Origin of the sequence: Neisseria sp. P0009.S010, assembly GCF_051958545.1 — a bacterium.
In the GTDB taxonomy this organism is placed as follows: domain Bacteria; phylum Pseudomonadota; class Gammaproteobacteria; order Burkholderiales; family Neisseriaceae; genus Neisseria; species Neisseria subflava_A.
On the sequence record NZ_JBQCVH010000002.1, the window covers coordinates 25581 to 44042 of the forward strand.

The 18462-nt window shown below is 46.4% G+C and carries 14 protein-coding genes; 4 read left to right on the forward strand and 10 right to left on the reverse strand.

The annotated features are described in order from the left end of the window. The 4 genes from ACTHSN_RS01845 to ACTHSN_RS01860 all read left to right on the forward strand — a co-directional run bounded on the left by ACTHSN_RS01845 (position 1) and on the right by ACTHSN_RS01860 (position 3373). Positions 1-843: an HlyC/CorC family transporter gene (locus tag ACTHSN_RS01845; protein ID WP_107792358.1), complete on the forward strand. Its 843-nt coding sequence runs from the start codon at positions 1-3 to the stop codon at positions 841-843. Continuing rightward, the gene (locus ACTHSN_RS01850; RefSeq protein WP_107792357.1) at positions 840-1577 is read left to right on the forward strand and encodes a methionine ABC transporter ATP-binding protein; all 738 of its coding nucleotides are present in this window, start codon (positions 840-842) and stop codon (positions 1575-1577) included. Before ACTHSN_RS01845 ends, ACTHSN_RS01850 begins: the two co-directional genes overlap by 4 nt. A gap of 1 nt (position 1578) precedes the next feature. Continuing rightward, the gene (locus ACTHSN_RS01855) at positions 1579-2265 is read left to right on the forward strand and encodes a methionine ABC transporter permease (protein WP_070587440.1); all 687 of its coding nucleotides are present in this window, start codon (positions 1579-1581) and stop codon (positions 2263-2265) included. 196 nt (positions 2266-2461) lie between these two features. Continuing rightward, positions 2462-3373, forward strand: coding sequence for a MetQ/NlpA family ABC transporter substrate-binding protein (locus ACTHSN_RS01860; RefSeq protein WP_003684378.1), 912 nt, complete (start codon positions 2462-2464; stop codon positions 3371-3373). Between the two features lie 591 nt (positions 3374-3964). On the opposite strand, the gene ACTHSN_RS01865 is transcribed toward ACTHSN_RS01860, so the two are convergent. From ACTHSN_RS01865 to ACTHSN_RS01910, 10 genes are all read right to left on the reverse strand, one after another. Beyond that, positions 3965-4990, reverse strand: a complete 1026-nt coding sequence (locus ACTHSN_RS01865) for an FAD:protein FMN transferase (protein WP_440365035.1) — start codon at positions 4988-4990, stop codon at positions 3965-3967. A 119-nt stretch (positions 4991-5109) separates the two neighbouring features. Beyond that, the gene (locus ACTHSN_RS01870) at positions 5110-5604 is read right to left on the reverse strand and encodes a nitrous oxide reductase accessory protein NosL (RefSeq protein WP_440365036.1); all 495 of its coding nucleotides are present in this window, start codon (positions 5602-5604) and stop codon (positions 5110-5112) included. After that, the gene (locus ACTHSN_RS01875; RefSeq protein ID WP_296183882.1) at positions 5601-6431 is read right to left on the reverse strand and encodes an ABC transporter permease; all 831 of its coding nucleotides are present in this window, start codon (positions 6429-6431) and stop codon (positions 5601-5603) included. Before ACTHSN_RS01875 ends, ACTHSN_RS01870 begins: the two co-directional genes overlap by 4 nt. Next, positions 6428-7321, reverse strand: a complete 894-nt coding sequence (locus tag ACTHSN_RS01880; protein WP_003684436.1) for an ABC transporter ATP-binding protein — start codon at positions 7319-7321, stop codon at positions 6428-6430. Before ACTHSN_RS01880 ends, ACTHSN_RS01875 begins: the two co-directional genes overlap by 4 nt. A 59-nt stretch (positions 7322-7380) precedes the next feature. Further along, positions 7381-8742, reverse strand: coding sequence for a nitrous oxide reductase family maturation protein NosD (locus ACTHSN_RS01885; RefSeq protein WP_440365037.1), 1362 nt, complete (start codon positions 8740-8742; stop codon positions 7381-7383). Between the two features lie 198 nt (positions 8743-8940). After that, entirely contained in the window at positions 8941-10908 is a 1968-nt protein-coding gene (gene nosZ, locus ACTHSN_RS01890; protein WP_070459260.1) for a TAT-dependent nitrous-oxide reductase, read from the reverse strand. Positions 10909-11014: 106 nt separating this feature from the next. Beyond that, positions 11015-13291, reverse strand: a complete 2277-nt coding sequence (locus tag ACTHSN_RS01895; protein WP_083290016.1) for a regulatory protein NosR — start codon at positions 13289-13291, stop codon at positions 11015-11017. A 482-nt stretch (positions 13292-13773) separates the two neighbouring features. Beyond that, entirely contained in the window at positions 13774-14835 is a 1062-nt protein-coding gene (gene porB, locus ACTHSN_RS01900) for a trimeric porin PorB (protein ID WP_107792355.1), read from the reverse strand. Between the two features lie 313 nt (positions 14836-15148). Next, positions 15149-15994, reverse strand: a complete 846-nt coding sequence (truA, locus tag ACTHSN_RS01905; RefSeq protein ID WP_070460219.1) for a tRNA pseudouridine(38-40) synthase TruA — start codon at positions 15992-15994, stop codon at positions 15149-15151. A gap of 160 nt (positions 15995-16154) precedes the next feature. Beyond that, on the reverse strand, positions 16155-18140 hold the full coding sequence (locus tag ACTHSN_RS01910; protein ID WP_107810942.1) for a FimV/HubP family polar landmark protein: 1986 nt from the start codon (positions 18138-18140) through the stop codon (positions 16155-16157). Positions 18141-18462 lie beyond the last annotated feature (322 nt).

The window sequence follows — 18462 nt, forward strand, 5'->3', positions numbered from 1 at the left end:
ATGGACGGTACGCAGTCGAAACCCAAGTTTTTCGAACGCCTAATCTCCCGACTTGCCGGCGAGCCCGACTCCGCCGAAGACGTATTAACCCTGCTGCGCCAAGCGCACGAGCAGGAAGTTTTTGATGCCGACACACTGACCCGGCTGGAAAAAGTATTGGACTTTGCCGAACTGGAAGTGCGTGATGCCATGATTACGCGCAGCCGCATGAACGTATTGAAAGAGAACGACAGCATCGAGCGCATCACGGCCTACATCATCGAAACCGCCCATTCGCGTTTCCCCGTCATCGGTGAAGACAAAGACGAGGTTTTAGGTATTTTGCACGCCAAAGACCTGCTCAAATATATGTTCAACCCCGAGCAGTTTCACCTGAAATCCGTCTTACGCCCTGCCGTTTTCGTTCCCGAAGGCAAATCTTTGACCGCCCTTTTAAAAGAGTTCCGCGAGCAACGCAACCACATGGCGATTGTTATCGACGAATACGGCGGCACATCCGGCCTGGTAACCTTTGAAGACATCATCGAGCAAATCGTCGGCGACATCGAAGACGAGTTTGACGAAGACGACAGCGCCGACAATATCCACGCCGTTTCTTCCGAACGCTGGCGCATCCACGCGGCTACCGAAATCGAAGACATCAACACCTTCTTCGGTACGGAATACAGCAGCGAAGAAGCCGATACCATCGGCGGCCTGGTCATTCAAGAATTGGGGCACCTGCCCGTACGCGGCGAAAAAGTCATCATCGGCAGCCTGCAATTTACCGTCGCGCGCGCCGACAACCGCCGTCTGCACACCCTGATGGCCACACGAATTAAAGAAAACACGGATAAACCATGATTATTCTGGATCACGTCTCCAAACACTATCAAACACGCGACAACAAAGACTTTGTCGCCGTCGAGCCGACCAGCCTCGAAATCAAACAGGGAGAAATCTTCGGCCTGATGGGCTATTCCGGCGCAGGCAAATCCACCCTGCTGCGCCTGATTAATTTATTGGAACGTCCGGATACAGGTACCGTCAGCGTATGCGGCCAAGAACTGACCGCGCTCAACGCCACGCAACTGCGCCACGCCCGACAAAACATCGGCATGGTATTCCAACAGTTCAACCTATTGAGCAACCGTACCGTTGCCGAAAACGTCGCCTTTCCTTTAGAAATTGCCAAATGGCCGTCTAAAAAAATCCAAGCACGTGTTGAAGAATGTTTGGAAATCGTTGATTTGCAAGACCGTGCCAATCATTACCCGTCCCAACTTTCTGGCGGTCAAAAACAACGTGTAGGCATTGCCCGTGCGCTGGCGCCGCAACCTCAAGTCATCCTCGCCGACGAACCCACTTCCGCCCTCGACCCCGCCACTACGCGCAGCGTTTTGAAGTGTTTGGAAGACATCAACCGACGTTTCAACGTAACCATCGTCATCGTTACCCACGAAATGAGCGTTATCCGCCGCCTGTGCGACCGTGCCGCCCTCTTGGACAAAGGCCGTCTGCTGGAAATCATTGAAGTACACGGCAACCAAATCCATGCCCAATCCGAAATCGGGCAAGAGCTGATTCGAGAGGACTAATATGGCAGATTTAACATTTGAAAGTGCTGTTGAGACCATCGTCAGCATGAAGGGCGAAATTATCCAAGCCTTGGGCGAAACCTTTATTATGGTCGGCCTATCGACTACTTTCGCCGTTATCTTCGGTACGATTTTGGGCGTATTGCTGTTTGTGACGTCAAGCCATCAGTTGCACTACAACAAACAGCTGAATTTATTTTTGGACAACCTGGTCAACCTGATGCGCGCGTTTCCTTTCGTCATCCTGATGATTGCCATGATTCCTGTTACACGCGCCATCATCGGCACGACCATCGGCCCGGTTGCCGCTTCATTGGTATTGAGCGTATCCGGCTTGTTCTACTTCGCTCGTTTGGTCGAGCAAAACCTGCGCGAAGTACCCAGAGGCGTGATTGAAGCGGCCTCCGCAATGGGCGCTTCCCCCATGAGCATCATCTGCAAAGTGCTTTTGAATGAAGCACGCGCAGGTATGGTTTCCAGCATTACCGTACTGGCTATCGGCCTTCTGTCGTACAGCGCGGCGGCAGGTATGATTGGCGGCGGCGGCTTGGGCGACCTTGCCATCCGTTACGGCTACTACCGCTATCAAATGGAAGTCATCATCTTCATCGTCGCCATCCTGGTTTTACTCGTTATCCTGATTCAAGGTATCGGCAACAGATTGGCACGCAAACTGGATAAACGTTAAACAAACCAGGCCGTCTGAAATAGATTACTATTTTTCAGACGGCCTGTTATCTATTTAGAACATATTAGGATATATATTCCAAATAAATTTACAAAAAACATCCTCATATTTCCAAAATAGATTTACAATCCCTCTTTTTTGACGGCGGCGGCTTGAGGCCGTCTGAAACCGTTTTATCATCCATTAGGAGCAAAATATGCAAATCAACACATTCTTCAAAACCCTTTCAGCCGCTGCGCTGGCCATCGTACTGGCTGCCTGCGGCGGTCAAAAAGACAGCGCGCCTGCTGCTTCTGCCGCTTCTTCTGCTGACAACGGCGCAGAGAAAAAAGAAATCGTCTTCGGTACAACCGTCGGCGACTTTGGCGATATGGTAAAAGACCAAATCCAACCGGCTTTGGAGAAAAAAGGCTATAAAGTCAAACTGATCGAGTTCACCGACTATGTTCGCCCCAACCTTGCTTTGGCTGAAGGCGAATTGGACATTAACATCTTCCAACACAAACCTTATCTGGACGACTTCAAAAAAGAACACAAGTTGGACATCGTTGAAGCCTTCCAAGTACCGACTGCACCTTTGGGCCTGTACCCTGGCAAACTGAAATCTTTGGACGAAGTGAAAGACGGCGTCAGCGTTTCTGCACCTAACGACCCATCTAACTTTGCCCGTGCATTGGTTATGTTGAACGAATTGGGCTGGATTAAACTGAAAGCCGACGTTGATCCGCTGACTGCTTCTAAAAACGATATTGCCGAAAATCCAAAAAACATCCAAATCGTAGAACTTGAAGCCGCCCAACTGCCACGCAGCCGTGCCGACGTTGACTTTGCCGTCGTTAACGGCAACTACGCCATGAGCAGCGGCATGAAACTGACTGAAGCCCTGTTCCAAGAGCCAAGCTTTGCCTACGTTAACTGGTCTGCCGTCCGCACTGCCGATAAAGACAGCCAATGGCTGAAAGATGTAACTGAAGCCTACAACTCTGACGAGTTCAAAGCTTACTCACAAAAACGCTTTGCCGGTTACAAATATCCTGCTGCATGGGGTGAAAACGCAGCTGCAGGCGCTCAAGCCGAAGCTGCTTCTACTGCTTCTGCAACCAAATAAGTAACTTTTTGAAAAAAGGCCGTCTGAACATTCAGACGGCCTTTTTCTATTGATTATCTATTCCCAAAGCTCAAAACAAGTTTTTTGATTAACGCCAAATACTTACACAATTCCCTTTTTAAAACCAAATCAATATGTTGTAAAAAAGTTCAATAAAAAGTCATATTTTTATTCAATAAAATCAATTACTAAATGAATTATTCTAATTTTTTATAATATTCACTAGTAATGTTCCGTTTATCCTGATATTATACCGTTCATCTAAAGACATCCGGTTATCTGCATTACAGACCGTTCATCTGAATTGCTTCAAACCACTTTGTCGGATTTTCCCATGTATGTTGTGTTTCTCCGTATCGAAGGGGTTTGAGCGGTTGAAACCGTATTGCTTAGATATTAAAGCTTCATGCTTTGAAATGAGTGAATTTTTGTTTTAAGTGTCGTAATCTCTTGCTAATTACTCCCAGCTGCAAGAGTTTCAGGGTTGCCCCCTTTGGCAGCCCTTCTTTTTTTATCCTCCATTATTTCAGTAATCGAACCTTCCCTGCCCTATGCACATAGTCAAAATCACAGGCAAGGCTGCCCTTCTCCTCAACTTCCAATCTTCTTCAATTCATTATTCGGCATCACCAGCCAAACCTGTGCCTTTTTAACTTGAGCCGCAGTACGGATGGCTGCTTCATCCATAATGGAGAATGCGGTAGAAAAGGCATCGGCAACCGCCGCACTCTCCGCCATGACGCTCATGCTTTTATAACGCGGTTGGCTTCCGCCTGTACGCGGGTCAAACAGATGGGTAAATTTGCCTGCCTCGTCCATTACAGTGCCATAGCCGCCCGATGTGGCAAACGCTTGATTTTTCATGGCAATGGTGGTCAGGATTTGGTCTTCTTGGTCAGGATTGCGGATGCTGACATTCCACTCACGCTGGTTGGCATTATCAAAGCCGTAAATCTCCCCCATATCAATCAATGCCTGAGAAACGCCTTGCTGCTTCAACAATTCGGCTACTTTGTCGGTGATATAGCCTTGGGCAATGCCGTTAAGCGACAAGCCCATGCCTTTTTGGGCAAAACGGATTTCTTTGGTATCAAAATCGACTTTGTTAAAATCCACTAATTTGAGCGTGTCTTTGATACTGCGCTCAGATGGCGGTGTTTCGGTTTTCGGATTTCGTCTGAAATGGTCGGCATACAGATTCCACAAAGGCTGAATGCTAGGATCAAATGCACCTTGCGTCAGCTGATGGATATCTCGGCTGATACTGAGCAGCTGTAAAAAATCGGATGGCGGATTCTTCAGACGGCCTTCTCGGTTTAAGCGGCTAATCATGCTGTCATCCCGATACAGGCTGAAGATTTTTTCCAATCGTGAAACTTCCGCCAATACTTTGTTGACCAGTATTTCCGCCTGCTTGCGCTCAACGCCGAACAAACGCAACTCCGCACCCGAACCCAACGCAATACCTCTCCAAATAACTGGCTGCTCTTCTTGATTCAGACTGGTCGGATGAGTCGGTTGATTGGTTTTGCGGCTGATGGCAAAAGGAATGCCGACACCGGCGGCAAGTGTGGCGGCGATAGCAATGAAACAGCGGCGCGTTAAAGGGGTGGACATAAAGTATTCCTTAGATTTTTTATCTTTATATTGAAAGCTGCATTCATTAAATCATCAATCGGCAGCTTCCAACACAAAGGCCGTCTGAAACTGTTTCAGACGGCCTTTTATTGATTGTTTTATTTGAAAATGTATTCGTCGGGCATCTCTGTAAAACCGACTACTCTGCCGCCTTTTTCTTTGGCGAATTTTTCAGCCTGAGCCTTGTCGGCAAACGGAAGCGCGTCTTCCGCACCCATGCCGCCAATAAAGCTGCTTTCAATAACGTAATAGGCTTTTTTCGCATCTATCCATTCAGTGTCGGCATTGGGTTTTTCCCAATCTTTGACTTTACCCATATCGGTAACATAGATGGCATGAATGCCTTTAGGCTCTTCGGGCAGTTTGGTGTAGCCGAACATCTGCTTGATGGTGGAAAACCAAACCGGTTTGTCAGGTTTGCCGTTCAAGAAGATTTGCGCTTTAGGGCCGTTATGTTCAGTCAAATTCATGCTGCAGTAATGACCGACTGCGCTGTCGCTGATTCGTTGGGGCGTAGGCGGAGGAGTATTTTCCTCTTTGCTACAAGCAGATAAAGCAAGGATGGTGAATGCTGTAAATAATATTTTTCTCATATTTGTCTCTTTCCGAAAATCCAGGCGGCCAAGATCAAAGGAATGATAACCCATAATACCTGCGCCGTCAGCAAAACCGGCATAGTCAGGCTGATTTGATCGCTCAAACCGGCCATACCTGCGTACATCGCGGTGTTTTCATAACCGGTCAGGTTGAGCAGACGGTAAATGTCGGAAGGATTGAACAAGAGAATGGTTTCTACGACAGGCGCGGTAATGACTTGTTCGGTATCGGCAACCAAAACACCCAAAAGCGCCATATCGAAAATCACCACAAAAAACAGCCATACGCCGATGGCGATACCGGCGGCAGTACCGCGTTCTTTGACTTTCGCACTAATCAAATAACCCATAGACAAAAAGGCTGCACCAAGAATCACACTGGCAACAATCAGGAGGGCAAAAGGTTTCCATGCGGCAAGGTCAAAGCCGCCGTTGGCAAGCTGGAGGGTAATGCCTGCCAATCCGTAGCCTGCCGTGGTAGCAAGAGCAAGAATGATGAGGTGGCCAATAAATTTACCGGCAAGGATTTGGTTGCGCGAGATGGGGTAACTTAGCAGCAACGCCATTGTACCGCGCTCGATTTCGCCGATCAGTGCATCATAAGAGAGCAACATCGCAATCAGCGGAATCAGGAAAATCGACAGGCTGGAGAGGCTGACAACGGTAACGGTCAACGGATCGACTTTGACTGTACCGGTAGGCGAACTGCCCAGGAAACCCAATGACAGGGCAAGCGCGGCAAGCAGGAGTGCGGCGGCGAGGACCCAACGGTTGCGCAGGCTGTCGCGGACTTCTTTGCCGGTAATAATCCAAACGGGGTTCATACGTCTTCCCTTTTTAAGAATTGTGCGTACATATCGTCAAGTGTCGGGGTATGGATATCGATATAGGCAAGGTTGCCCAAATCACCCAATTCGCTCAAAAGTCCCATACGCTCTTCGGCTTTACATTGCGCCTTATACGACAGGCCGTCTGAAAGCGGCTGCCAACGCTCGCTCAACGGTCGTGCTTCTTTCAAACGGACATTGACGGTCAACGGCAAACCGCTTTGAACATGCAACTCATCCATGCTGCCATCGGCAACTTTCACACCGTTTTTCATGACGATAATGCGGTCGGCGTGGCCATCGAGTTCGGCAAGCGCATGCGTGCTGAGCAATACGGTCGCACCGCGTCCATTCAGCTCGCGCACGACTTCGTAAAACATTTGGCGTGAAGCCGGGTCAAGGCCTGTGGTCGGTTCGTCAAACAATAAGACTTTAGGCTCGCCCAACAAGGCTTGTGCCAAAGCGAGACGCTGGCGCATACCTTTGGAGTAAGTGCCGACACGGCGGCGTGCCGCTTGAGAAATACCAACGCGTTCCAACAACTCACGGTTTTTACTCAAGGGCTGTTTTTTCAGCTTGGCATAGAAATCCATGGTTTCAATGCCGGTCAATGAAGGATGAAGCGCGACGGTTTCAGGCAAGTAGCCGATTTGGCTGCGAAGCAGTGCGCCTGCCTTGCTGCCGGTACGCTCGCCCAGCAACATGACTTCGCCTTCGGTCGGTGTAATCAGGCCGAGTATCAGCTTCATGATGGTGGATTTGCCTGCACCGTTATGCCCTGCCATGCCGACGCTTTCGCCTGCTTTGAGGACTAAATCGACTTGGTTGACGGCTTTTTGACTACCGAATTGTTTGGTCACGTTTCTTAATTCGACGTGGTTGGTCATGAATAATTCCTTTGTGCTGTTTCAGACGGCCTCATTCAAAAGGCCGTCTGAAAACATGTTTAATTCAAAGATCCGTTTTCGGCATCGCTCCAATCGGATTGGCGCGTACTGGCTTCGTGCAACAGCTCATCCTTCATGGCTTCGTATTTGGTGCTTGTTTTGTTGCTGATCGGTTTCATCAATGGCTTACTGTCGATGACGCCGCCCGGCAAAATAGCGGGGAACTGAGATTGCGCCCATTTGACAATGCTGACGGCAGGACTGTTCATCAGCAGACGGGACACGGGCGCGCGCCAAATAATTTGGTCTATGATACCGTTCGGTCGATAGGCATTATCGCCAAAACCATCGCCATCAAGATCGAATGTACTGTTGTCGCTCCAATAATTGCCTCGGCCGCCCTCTCCCCAATCAAGGAAACGGGTGCTGACGTATTTAACTTGGCTTTCGTTGTTGATAAACGAATTATTGGACAGGCTTGTGCCTTCAATGGCCGCGGTAAAGTGGATGCCGATTTGACAGTTTTCAAAATGGTTGTCAAAAATTTTATTGAAGTTGGCGTTATAGGCGAATACGCATTTACCGGCTTTGTTGATAATGTTGTCGTTAATGTCGGAATAGTTGACGTAATTGAGCATGATGCCTTGGTCACGGCTGCCCACAGCGATATTGCCATACACTTTAAGACGCTCTGAGAACATCAACACATAGCCCATATTGTTGCCGACGGAGATGTTGTTGCTGACCTCGCTGTCGTTGGTGTACATATAATGCACTGCAAAACGCAAATCGCTGAAACGATTGCCTTTATAGGTATTGTTTGTACTGGTATTGGAAAAAATACCGTCACGGCCTTTGGAAATATCGTTGTCAACTACTTGCGCGCCCGGCGCATTCCAAACCGTTACGCCATTACCGCGCTCATTCACGCGCAATGTGGCTTCCCCGACAATCTTATTTTCACGCACCATCGATTCTGCCGCGCCATGGATGTACACGCCGACTGAGTTGTCCAAGACATTATTGTGTTCAACCAATGCACGCGGAGCCGTTTCATCGAGGTAAATCCCTGCATCCATAGCCGGCAGGCTCAAGCCTGAATTGGAAACGGTCAGATTGCGCAGGGTCACGTCAGGCGCATGAACGGCAATGGTACGCCCGCTCCTGTCGCCGACAATCTTGGCGGAGCGATCGGCCGGACCTTCAATGGTAATCGGTTTGTCGATATAGAGTTTGGTCTTGTATGTACCGGAGGCAAGCTTGAGCGTATCGCCGGCTTGGGCGCGCGCTAAAGCATCATTGAGATTGTCTTGTGCGGATACGTTGATGACTGAGGCAAAGGCCGTCTGAACCATACTGCCCAATAGCAATACGAATGCGGCACGTTGCCATTTGGAACGATGGGATGGTGTATGCGTCATAATTATATCTCAATTTCAGACGGCCTGTTTTCTACATGGTAAACATATGCAGAAACAGGTATTTTGATGTTATAGCAAAGCTGTCTGATGATGGCTTATATCTCATTGCAATATCTGCAGACAAACAGCTTTGCTATAAAGGCCGTCTGAAAGAATGTCTTTTCAGACGGCCTGAAGGATTAAATCATCAAACCAAAATTATTTTGGTTTAACAATCATTTGACCTGACATTTCCATGTGCAATGCGTGGCAGAACCATTGGCAGTAATACCAGTGTACGCCTGGACGGACTGCTTTGAAGGTTACAGAAGATGTCGCTTGCGGGCCGATCTCCATAGCGATACCGTAGCCTTCCAAAGTGAAACCGTGAGTCAAGTCCTCAATGGTCTCAACGTTGGTTACGTATACGGTCACTTCGTCGCCTTGGTTCACTTCAAATTGAGGGATACTGAATGCAGGCGCAACGGCAGTCATGTACACGCGTACTTTGTTGCCTTCACGTACGACTTTAGCGGCTTTTTCCAGCTCAACACCGTCTTTTTGCGCTTGTTCCAAAGCATCTTTCCAGAACCATGGGTCTTTGCGGTCCCAAGTTTTGCTTGGGTTCACTTTGGAAGCGGAAACCAGACAGAAGTCATGTGGTTCTGCAAAAGTCGGGTTGTCGTGAACCAGACGCATTTCGTCGCCGGAGATGTCGATTAATTGGTCACACTCAGGTTTCAGAGGGCCTGCGTTCAGGAAGCGGTCTTTGGAGAATTTGTTCAAAGACACCAACCATTTACCGTCGGCTTCTTTAGTTTCACCCATGGTAGTGTGGTTGTGACCAGGTTGATAGTGAACGTCCAATTTTTGTTTAATCGGATCGATTTTCTCGCCTTTGTAGGCTTTAATCGCATCGTCGATGTTCCATTTCACCATTTGGCTGTCGATAAACAATGTAGTATAGGCATTGCCGCGACCGTCAAATGCAGTGTGTAATGGGCCAAGACCCAGTTGAGGTTCAGCTACGACAACATCGCGCTCTTTAATTTTGCCTGCAAACAAATCGTCCAGTTTGCTGACATCCAATACGGTAACGGTTGGAGACAGTTTACCGTTGAGCATGATGTATTTGCCGTCAGGGCTTGCGTTACAGCCGTGAGGAGAGTTAGGTACAGGGATGTAGCGGGTGTATGGAGAGTTGGCTTCTGCACGGCCGTCCAACATTTTCACGCCGTTAACTTCTTTGAAGTCGCCTTTTTTGATGCCTTCTTCGATAGCGGCCAGGTTAAATACTACACACCAGTCTTGCTCGTTAGAAGAAGCACCTTGTACAGTCAGAGCGCGTTCAGAGTTATAGCAGGTAGAGAAAGAGTATTTACCTTGGTAGTCGGCATCGCCGTTGTCCAAGTTACCGTCTACCAAAACTTGCCATGCGATTTCCATGGTTTCGCCGTCAATTGCGGTATAAACGGCATTCCAAGTTTTCGCATCATCCCATTTACCTACGCCGTCAACTGGAACAATGTGTTCGCCGTTGGCAAAAACGTAACCGGTTTTCGGATAACGTTGCGGACGCAGACCGTGGATACCTGAAGCATTAGGAATATCGATGATTTTATCGGTTTTCATTACATCCAAGCGGACGCGGCAAACACGGGTGTTTGCTTTATCGTTGGCGTAAGCATAACGGCCATCGTAAGTTTGGTCGGTGAAAGACAAGTGCGGGTGGTGCAAGTCGCCGTTAGGGTAGCAACGCAGACCGCTGTCTTGCAGGAATTTACGGGTTTCCGGCGTAATGTTTCCGTTTAAAACGCTCAGACTCTCGTTGGTACGACCCCAACCAGTAGCGCTGTCCATATTGAATACTGGGATACGCATCAGTTCGCGCATAGATGGCAAACCGATCAAGCGCATTTCGCCTGATTGACCGCCTGACAGGAAACCGTAGTATTGGTCAAGTTCGCCTGGACCGACTTCGGAAGTTTGTTTGCCCGGTTCGGCAGAATGAGCAGCGGCTTTTTCGGCAGGAGCTGCGCCAGAAACAGCAGCTTTGTCACCCTCACCGTTAGAGCAACCGGCCAAGCCCAACAAACCGGCACCGGCAATACCTGCGCCGGAAGCAGCGGCAGTACCTAAGAATGAACGACGGCTTAAGCCGTTTTGTTCTAATTTTTCGTCTGACATACGACACTCCTTGGATAAAATCCGGCGGCCGATTTTTTTCAGACGGCCTACCGATGAAAAAATTTCTAAGTTGGGCTGCCGATACAGCCCTCTTTTTTATAAATAACTACTTATCAACACTAATTGCCGATTCTTTTTTAACAAACTGAACAACTTGTTCTTGAGCATTTTTCGTTGCTGCCGCATCGTGCTGCTCAGATTTTGCTGCCGCTTGTTTTTGTTTTTTCTTATTCGTTGCCACTACTTGAGGACAACGCGTATCGTGGTGATACATTACCTGGCAATGCAGGCATTGGATACATTCGTTCGGATGGATATCGCCTTCTGGTGCAATGGCCTGTACCGGACATTCATGCGTACAAATCTGACAAGGATTGCCACACATTTTATAGCGGCGCAGCCAGTCAAACACACGGAATCGACCCGGCAATGCGATACCCGCACCCAAAGGACACAGATAACGACAGAAGAAACGTTCGATAAACAATCCGGCAATCAGCAAAGCTGCAGCAAACAATACAAACCACCATTCGCGCATAAACTTCAGAATAATTGCGGTTTTGAAAGGTTCAACTTCTGCAAATTTTTCAGCAGTACCCAAATCATACAGGGAAATAGCCAGCAAACCGAAGAAGATGACGTATTTAATGGCTGTCAGGCGCGTATGCAACAGATGTGGCACAGTAATTTGTTTTACGCCCAGTTTTTTAGCAATGCGATTGGTCAATTCTTGCAACGAACCGAAAGGACACAGCCAGCCGCAGAACGTACCCCTGTTCCACAACAGCATGGTTGCCGCTGTAAAGAGCCACAGGATGAACACCAGCGGATCCATCAGGAAGAATTCCCAGTGGAATTCAGTCAAAACTGCGGAGAATAAGGTCAGCGTATTGACAACCGATAATTGAGCTTGCGCATACCAACCAATATAAACTAAGGTAAATGTCAGGAAGCAGAGGCGGAAACGGTCATACCATTTTTCGTAACGTACAATCCAGTCTTGGAACAGGAATACCAACAGAAGAATTGTCAAAGCAATACCGACAACAATAATTTGACCTTGCTTGGCTTTCCAAACCTGTTTCCAAAGTTGGTTGGAAACACCATCATCACCGGCAGTCGCATCTTCGGCAATACCCGTACTTTCAGGAACTGAAGCTGCAGCCGCAACTTGCTCAACCGGCGCGCTGATTTCAACAGGTGGCGCTTTTGGATCATCGACATAGTAGCCTTTTGGCAATTCGTAATCCAAATCTGCATTCACAAAAGCTTTATCGTTAACGCTCAACACACGTTGAATCATCAGTTGTAAACGCCATGGCTCGGCAGCATCAAATTCCACACCTTCCGGGATGGTAAACCAAGAGACCTCTTTAAATGCAGGTGCACCTTCCGCTGCCAAAGCAACTACACGCTCATGTTGTGCATCGGTAAAACGGAAGCTGGTATCGCCCTGAATCATTTCGATACGGTCGAAGATACCGCCACGCACATAGCCTGAGCCTTTCCAAGAGTATCGGCCTTCACCGGCAACCATAATAGCCTGTTGACCTGGTTGCAAACGTTTTTGCAGATTATTCCAACCGGCTTCACCTAAAAGACTTTTACCGATAGAAGGTTGGCTGACCAAAGCAACATATAAATCAACGAATGTATCGTTACCATCGCCCTGCTCTGCATGGTCTGTAACACCTGCTTTACCACCTTTTTCAAACAATTTGTTGATATCGTCAACAGAAATATGCAGATGACCAACAGCTTTTTGTTCTAACAGTGCATTCCAAGACTGAATATCTTGTTTATCAGAATTCACAGCACGACGGGGACGGGTTTGAACCGCAGGCTCATTTGCAGCTTGTTCACCAGAAGCGGCAGCAGCACCGGCTTGAGTCGCTTTATCCGTACCCAAATGATATTGATGAATAACCGATTTGACAGAACGCTGAATACTGTCGTTAATCACCATTAACGTTACAGTCGCACCACTGATGATATCACCAGGAGCCACGCCAGGCTGCGGAGGATTTTTAATAAAATTTAAGCCAATATATTTATCAATGAATTTATCAACACGGGATTGCGGAATACCAATCAGCATAATTGGTTCATGATGTTCAACCAATTTTGCTCCGGCAATAGTGCCATCATTGGCCAATGCAACCATCGTATCAATCGGCTTACTCGAATAACCGCGCGTATTAACCACATCAGTCGTGATATAAACCAAGCCAAGTTGCTCTTCGCCTTTATATACACGAGCAACCAAAGGCTTACCTTCAGGTTTGCCGTAGCGATCAGCACCAGGAAAAATTTCAGAAGGCTGAATTTTTGCCAAGAAATCAGGCAAGCGCTCTGCGTAAGCAGGTAGGCTTACTATCATCATAGAAAATACAGCAAACAGCACAAGGATTCGTTTCCAAATGCCACTTAAGCACTTCATTTCAAGACAGGACATGGCTATTCCCGATATATCGATACTCTAAACACTTATATTATATGAATCATCTATCGGCAATAATTTGATTAAAATCAAATTTACAAATCTTAAAATCAAATTCCACATGCTAATAATACTTTAGAACTATAAAAATAAATCTTTTATTAGTAGACATGAAATATAGGAAAATCAACTTAATCAATGACCATCTTTATATTGTTAACTTATTTATAATAATACTCAAAACAATTTCTAATATTTTATTTAGCATATATTTAATAGAATATAATCTGACTTAGATTTTCATAAGCCGTCTGAAAATATCGAAAATACTTTAACCTACCCTTGCAATAATAAAATACAGTCCCTGCAAAAACAAAAAGAGCCTGTATAAAACAGGCTCTTTTTCAGGCTAATCTTAAGTCAGATTAGAATTTGTGACGCAGGCCAACAGTACCAGCAGTTTTCTCGTATTTGTTGTCGCCTTTACCTTCTTTCAACCAACCGGCTGACAACAAGGCAGAAGTGCGTTTAGAGAAGTCGTAGTCAGCACCAACGATAACTTGGTTGTAAGCGCTGTTCTCTTGTTTCACGCCTTCTTCTTTAGCTTTAAAGCCGTGAGCGTAAGAAACACGAGGAGTTACGTTACCGAAGCGGTAAGCAGCAGTTGCACCAACTTCAGTACGTTCGTTTTTCTTAGCACCAGCTACGTCAGCTTTGAAGCCTTCGTATTGACCTACAACAGCAACCATCAGGTTGTTAGCATCGTAACCAGCAGTCAGACGGTGAGCTTGGTGATCTTTATAAGTACCAGCAGTCAAAGTAGTGTTGCTGTTGAACGCATCCAGGTAACCAGAAGTCAAGTCAGCACGTTTAGCATAAGAACCAGCGTAGCGACCGAAGAAGCCAGAGTTTTCGTAGTTCAGACCCAAGTCGTAAGACTCACGGCTTTTCACAGTGTGAGTGTATTTGTCGCCAGGGTTAGCATTGTCACGAGGTTGGTATTGTACGCTTGCGCTGAAACCACCCAATACAGGAGTATCGTAACGTACAGATACTTTACGAGAATCTACACGTTTGATTTTACCCAATTGCAGAGCGTCTGCGTTAGCATCACTAGATTCCCAAGGGTCGAAGCTATCGCTGCTGTCGTTCAGAGCAGTATTCAAGTTACCGGCACGAACTTTACCGAAACCGCCTTCCAAGCCCAAGAAAGATTCACGGTTAGCGAAACCAGAGTCACCACCGGCGATAGAAGTTTTTTGTTCAACTTGCCAGATAGCATTCAGGTTGCTACCCAAGTGTTCGTGGCCTTTGAAACCGATGCGAGAGCCGAAGTCAGCAATCTCAGTAGCAGTTTTAGAAGAAGTCTTACCCTCTTTTACTTTAGAAATTTCTACGCCAGCTTTAATTTGACCGTACAGAGTTACGTCAGCCATAGCTGCAACAGGCAGGGCAGCCAGAGTCAGGGCAATCAGGGATTTTTTCATTGCTGTATTCCTTTTCTATTGTGAAGAAATAACTTAAGCAGACCGGACAATCCGCTTAGGCTTACTTTATCGCTGGAATCAGCGATTCCATGACTGTCACTATAATTGTTCCTTTCTAAAAAAACAAACTTTATTCAATTCCCCCCCACTACCGTAGAAACCAAATAAAGGTAGAGACAACCCAAATAATGGAAATTTATTATTTAAAATCAATGATAAATTTCTTCAAAACCCAAATTTGCATTTTTACAACACTTTATCAGTTTACACATCAATCACGCTATTTTGTTGCTTTTATACCAACAATCCGCAGTCAGGCCGTCTGAAAATCATTACCTAGAACGCTCATCCACTCGGGCAAAGATAGTTGTGTCACCCCAAACTCATCAGGATAGTCAACACCTGTTAAATATAGACCATCAGACATAAAAGTTGGCGGAGCCTTCAATCTGCTTTTTGCATGAAAGACCGACTCAAACTCATCTACACTGATTCTGCCACTACCTACGTACACCAATGCCCCCATAATATTGCGTACCATATGATGCAAGAATGCATTTCCATGCAAATCAAGGCACAGATAGCGAGAAGTTCCACTAATCTTTGTACTATATAGTGTCTTTATAGGGGACTTCGCCTGACATTCGGCCGCTCGAAAGCTGGAAAAGTCATGTTCCCCCTCCAACAAGGCAGCAGCCTGCCTCATCAGATTTAAATCTAATTTCAAATGCGTCCACCCTACTCTGCCAACTAATAATGGAGAACGAACCGGTGAAGATTCCAATAAATAGCGATAATGGCGGCCATAAGCATCAAATCGGGCATGGAAATGAGGTACAACTTTTTGCGCAACCAACACAGCAACACCATCAGGCAAATGTGCATTGACACCACGCACCCATGCTTGCTCCGGACGACTTACTGACGTATCAAAATGCACCACTTGAGCAGTTGCATGCACACCCGTATCCGTCCTTCCCGCAACAATAGTATTAATTTGCTCCCTTGCTATTGAAGACAACGCCTGCTCTAAGGCCGTCTGAACAGTCGGCAAATCTCCCGCCTGTTTTTGCCAACCATAAAAACGGCTACCGTCATAAGAGAGGGTCAAAGCCCAACGCTGCACGAGATGCCCTGTTGTATTTCCTTTTTCAGTCATTTCTTATACTTCTTGTAAATTGATATTGTTGCCTACGCTTAAGTAACAAATATTAAAAAGGCGTGATTAACACACGCCTCTCATGTATTTCAGACGGCCTTCATCTTAATTTACCATAAAAAAGATGCCGTCTGAAACGGCATCTTCATTTTACTAGTACTTATACGCCAAGCTCTTTCATCAGTTTTTGGGCTTTATACAGAATATCTCCTTCAGCCTCTTCAATCAGCGCTTGCAATGTTTCTCGAGCCGCTTCAGGATCACCGATTTCGATATACATCTTAGCCAAATCATATTTGGCTTCAAGCGGTGCAGTCATACCGACTGATTCTGAAACAAAGCCTCTTTCACTATTGCTTTTATCGGCAGCCACTGAAACATCTTCAGCTCCCCATTCCAATGCACCTTCTTCAATCACAAACTCAGAAGCAGCTTCTTCTTTCTCTACTTCTTCTTTGGTTTCTTGAATTTGCAAGTCTTGATCTTGCTTGATATCGAATGGCAACACATGGCCGTCTGAATCTTCAGGGGTATCTACCGTAAACTCGAGTGGCTCTTCATTTCTTGACTCGAAGACTTTTGTTTCTGTCGCAAAATCAAACTCATCAAATGTATTTACCTGCTCTTCTTTACGTTCAGGCATAACAACGGATACCGGCTGATATGGATTTTCCGGTTCAGGCTCGTACACGCTTTCTGTTGATTCGATACTATCCCAATCAGCATAGCGACGTTGCTCTGTCTCTGCATCATGCGTTACTGCACCTGAAAGAATACCTGTCTGACTATTGTCAATCTTACCCAAATCAAGTTTAACATCATTAATAGTGGAAGATTCTTCTACTTCATTGATGACCACATCATCTTCGAAATCGTCTTCGATAAACAGACCGTCTTGAATTTTTTCAGACGGCGTTACTTTAGTTGTAGCAACCGCAGCAGCTGAAGCAGCAACATTTTTCTGTACAGCCTTTTCTTCATCCTTACGGCTTACAGGCGCTGCTTCCGGCTCATCTTTACGTTTACCGGCAGCTTTCAACAACAACCAAGCAGCAATAAGGGCTGCACCGCCTGCCAATAACCATTTCCATAAATTACCATCTGATTCGCTTTCTGTTTGCTCCGCGACAGAATCAGTGGTTGCAACAGGCTCAGAAGCCACTATATTCTCTTGAGCATCGGAAGCCATAGCTTCTTGAATATCGGACGCAGGAACAGTCGATGCGGCTTTTTCATTAACCGCTGCAGATGCTGCTTGTTCTGTTTGTTCAGCTGAAGCTTGTTTTACTTCTTCCTGTTGCTGTGTATTTACGCCAGCATCTTTAACCTGAGCTTCAGTTTGAGCATCAGGCTGAACAACAGGTTTTTCTGTTTTAGCCTCTGTTGTATTAGCGGTTTCATTAGCTTTTTCTGTTGCCGTATTAGTTTTAGCAGGAGCAGAAGCAGCCAAGCGTTGCAATTCGCTACGGTTTGGAATATTCAGTACTTTACCTGCCAACATACGGTTGGCATTATTATCAATAAACACATCCGGGTTGGCATTTACCAAAGCCTGGATGGTTTGATCCAAGGTCATACCTTGCGGACGGATGCTCGACGCAATGGCCATCAGGGTTTCACCCGTACGCACCAAATGCTGTCTGCCTAAACGTGAGGCAGTGTCGTTTTTAGCAGAGGCCGTCTGAACTTGTTTTTTCTCAGCCTTACGCTGCACATCCTTACGCACCTGAGTGGCCTGATTACCTGCTGCTTTATTATTTTTCGTTGCAGGCTGTTGGACATTACGTGTCGGCTCGGAGGATTGAGATTCAGTGGCCGGACGGGTACGAACAGATGCAGCATCTTTAGAATCATATCCGGCCGGATCGATAATGGCGGTGTATTCACGCGATTGCGCGCCGATACCTACTTGGAAAACCAAAACAGGATCTTTGATGGCTTGAGAAGAGCGGATAGTAACGACTGCCTTATCGCCTGATTTGCGTACCGCCGCGCGCAAATTGCCATTTGAAATAGTGGCCTTACCGCCATTGAGCAGAGCCTGAGCTTCCTCACCAGTCACAGTGATACTGCCTGTAAAAGGCTCACCCAAATGAGATTGAACATTCAAGCCCCCCAAACCCGCAGAGGCACTGAGCGATGTCATTAAAGCGATAGAAGCTGTAATTAATTTAATATTGTGATGTTTTTTCAAAACGGATCCCCTGTTCGAAAATTATGGTACTAACCAATGTGCGCGCATTCAACCATATATTTACTAGATATTACGTCATGATATATTTTTAACCTATTCCTGCCAAGCAATAGAGGCTATTCAGCCTAAAATTCCTTAGCAAATCTATTACTTTTGCATGCTTGTGTTTCTTTTTTACAAATTTCGCTAACCCAAAACAAATATTTTATATAAATATATGTGGTATTAAAGTCATGGGGAAAGGTGCAAAAAAACACATCTCCCTGTATGATTA

Bases quoted from the DNA above. Each gene is read 5' to 3' on its own strand.
- ACTHSN_RS01845 (WP_107792358.1), top strand. From the start codon at position 1: ATGGACGGTACGCAGTCGAAACCCAAGTTTTTCGAACGCCTAATCTCC.
- ACTHSN_RS01850 (WP_107792357.1), top strand. From the start codon at position 840: ATGATTATTCTGGATCACGTCTCCAAACACTATCAAACACGCGACAAC.
- ACTHSN_RS01855 (WP_070587440.1), top strand. From the start codon at position 1,579: ATGGCAGATTTAACATTTGAAAGTGCTGTTGAGACCATCGTCAGCATG.
- ACTHSN_RS01860 (WP_003684378.1), top strand. From the start codon at position 2,462: ATGCAAATCAACACATTCTTCAAAACCCTTTCAGCCGCTGCGCTGGCC.
- ACTHSN_RS01865 (WP_440365035.1), bottom strand. From the start codon at position 4,990: ATGTCCACCCCTTTAACGCGCCGCTGTTTCATTGCTATCGCCGCCACA.
- ACTHSN_RS01870 (WP_440365036.1), bottom strand. From the start codon at position 5,604: ATGAGAAAAATATTATTTACAGCATTCACCATCCTTGCTTTATCTGCT.
- ACTHSN_RS01875 (WP_296183882.1), bottom strand. From the start codon at position 6,431: ATGAACCCCGTTTGGATTATTACCGGCAAAGAAGTCCGCGACAGCCTG.
- ACTHSN_RS01880 (WP_003684436.1), bottom strand. From the start codon at position 7,321: ATGACCAACCACGTCGAATTAAGAAACGTGACCAAACAATTCGGTAGT.
- ACTHSN_RS01885 (WP_440365037.1), bottom strand. From the start codon at position 8,742: ATGACGCATACACCATCCCATCGTTCCAAATGGCAACGTGCCGCATTC.
- nosZ (WP_070459260.1), bottom strand. From the start codon at position 10,908: ATGTCAGACGAAAAATTAGAACAAAACGGCTTAAGCCGTCGTTCATTC.
- ACTHSN_RS01895 (WP_083290016.1), bottom strand. From the start codon at position 13,291: ATGATGATAGTAAGCCTACCTGCTTACGCAGAGCGCTTGCCTGATTTC.
- porB (WP_107792355.1), bottom strand. From the start codon at position 14,835: ATGAAAAAATCCCTGATTGCCCTGACTCTGGCTGCCCTGCCTGTTGCA.
- truA (WP_070460219.1), bottom strand. From the start codon at position 15,994: ATGACTGAAAAAGGAAATACAACAGGGCATCTCGTGCAGCGTTGGGCT.
- ACTHSN_RS01910 (WP_107810942.1), bottom strand. From the start codon at position 18,140: ATGACATCGCTCAGTGCCTCTGCGGGTTTGGGGGGCTTGAATGTTCAA.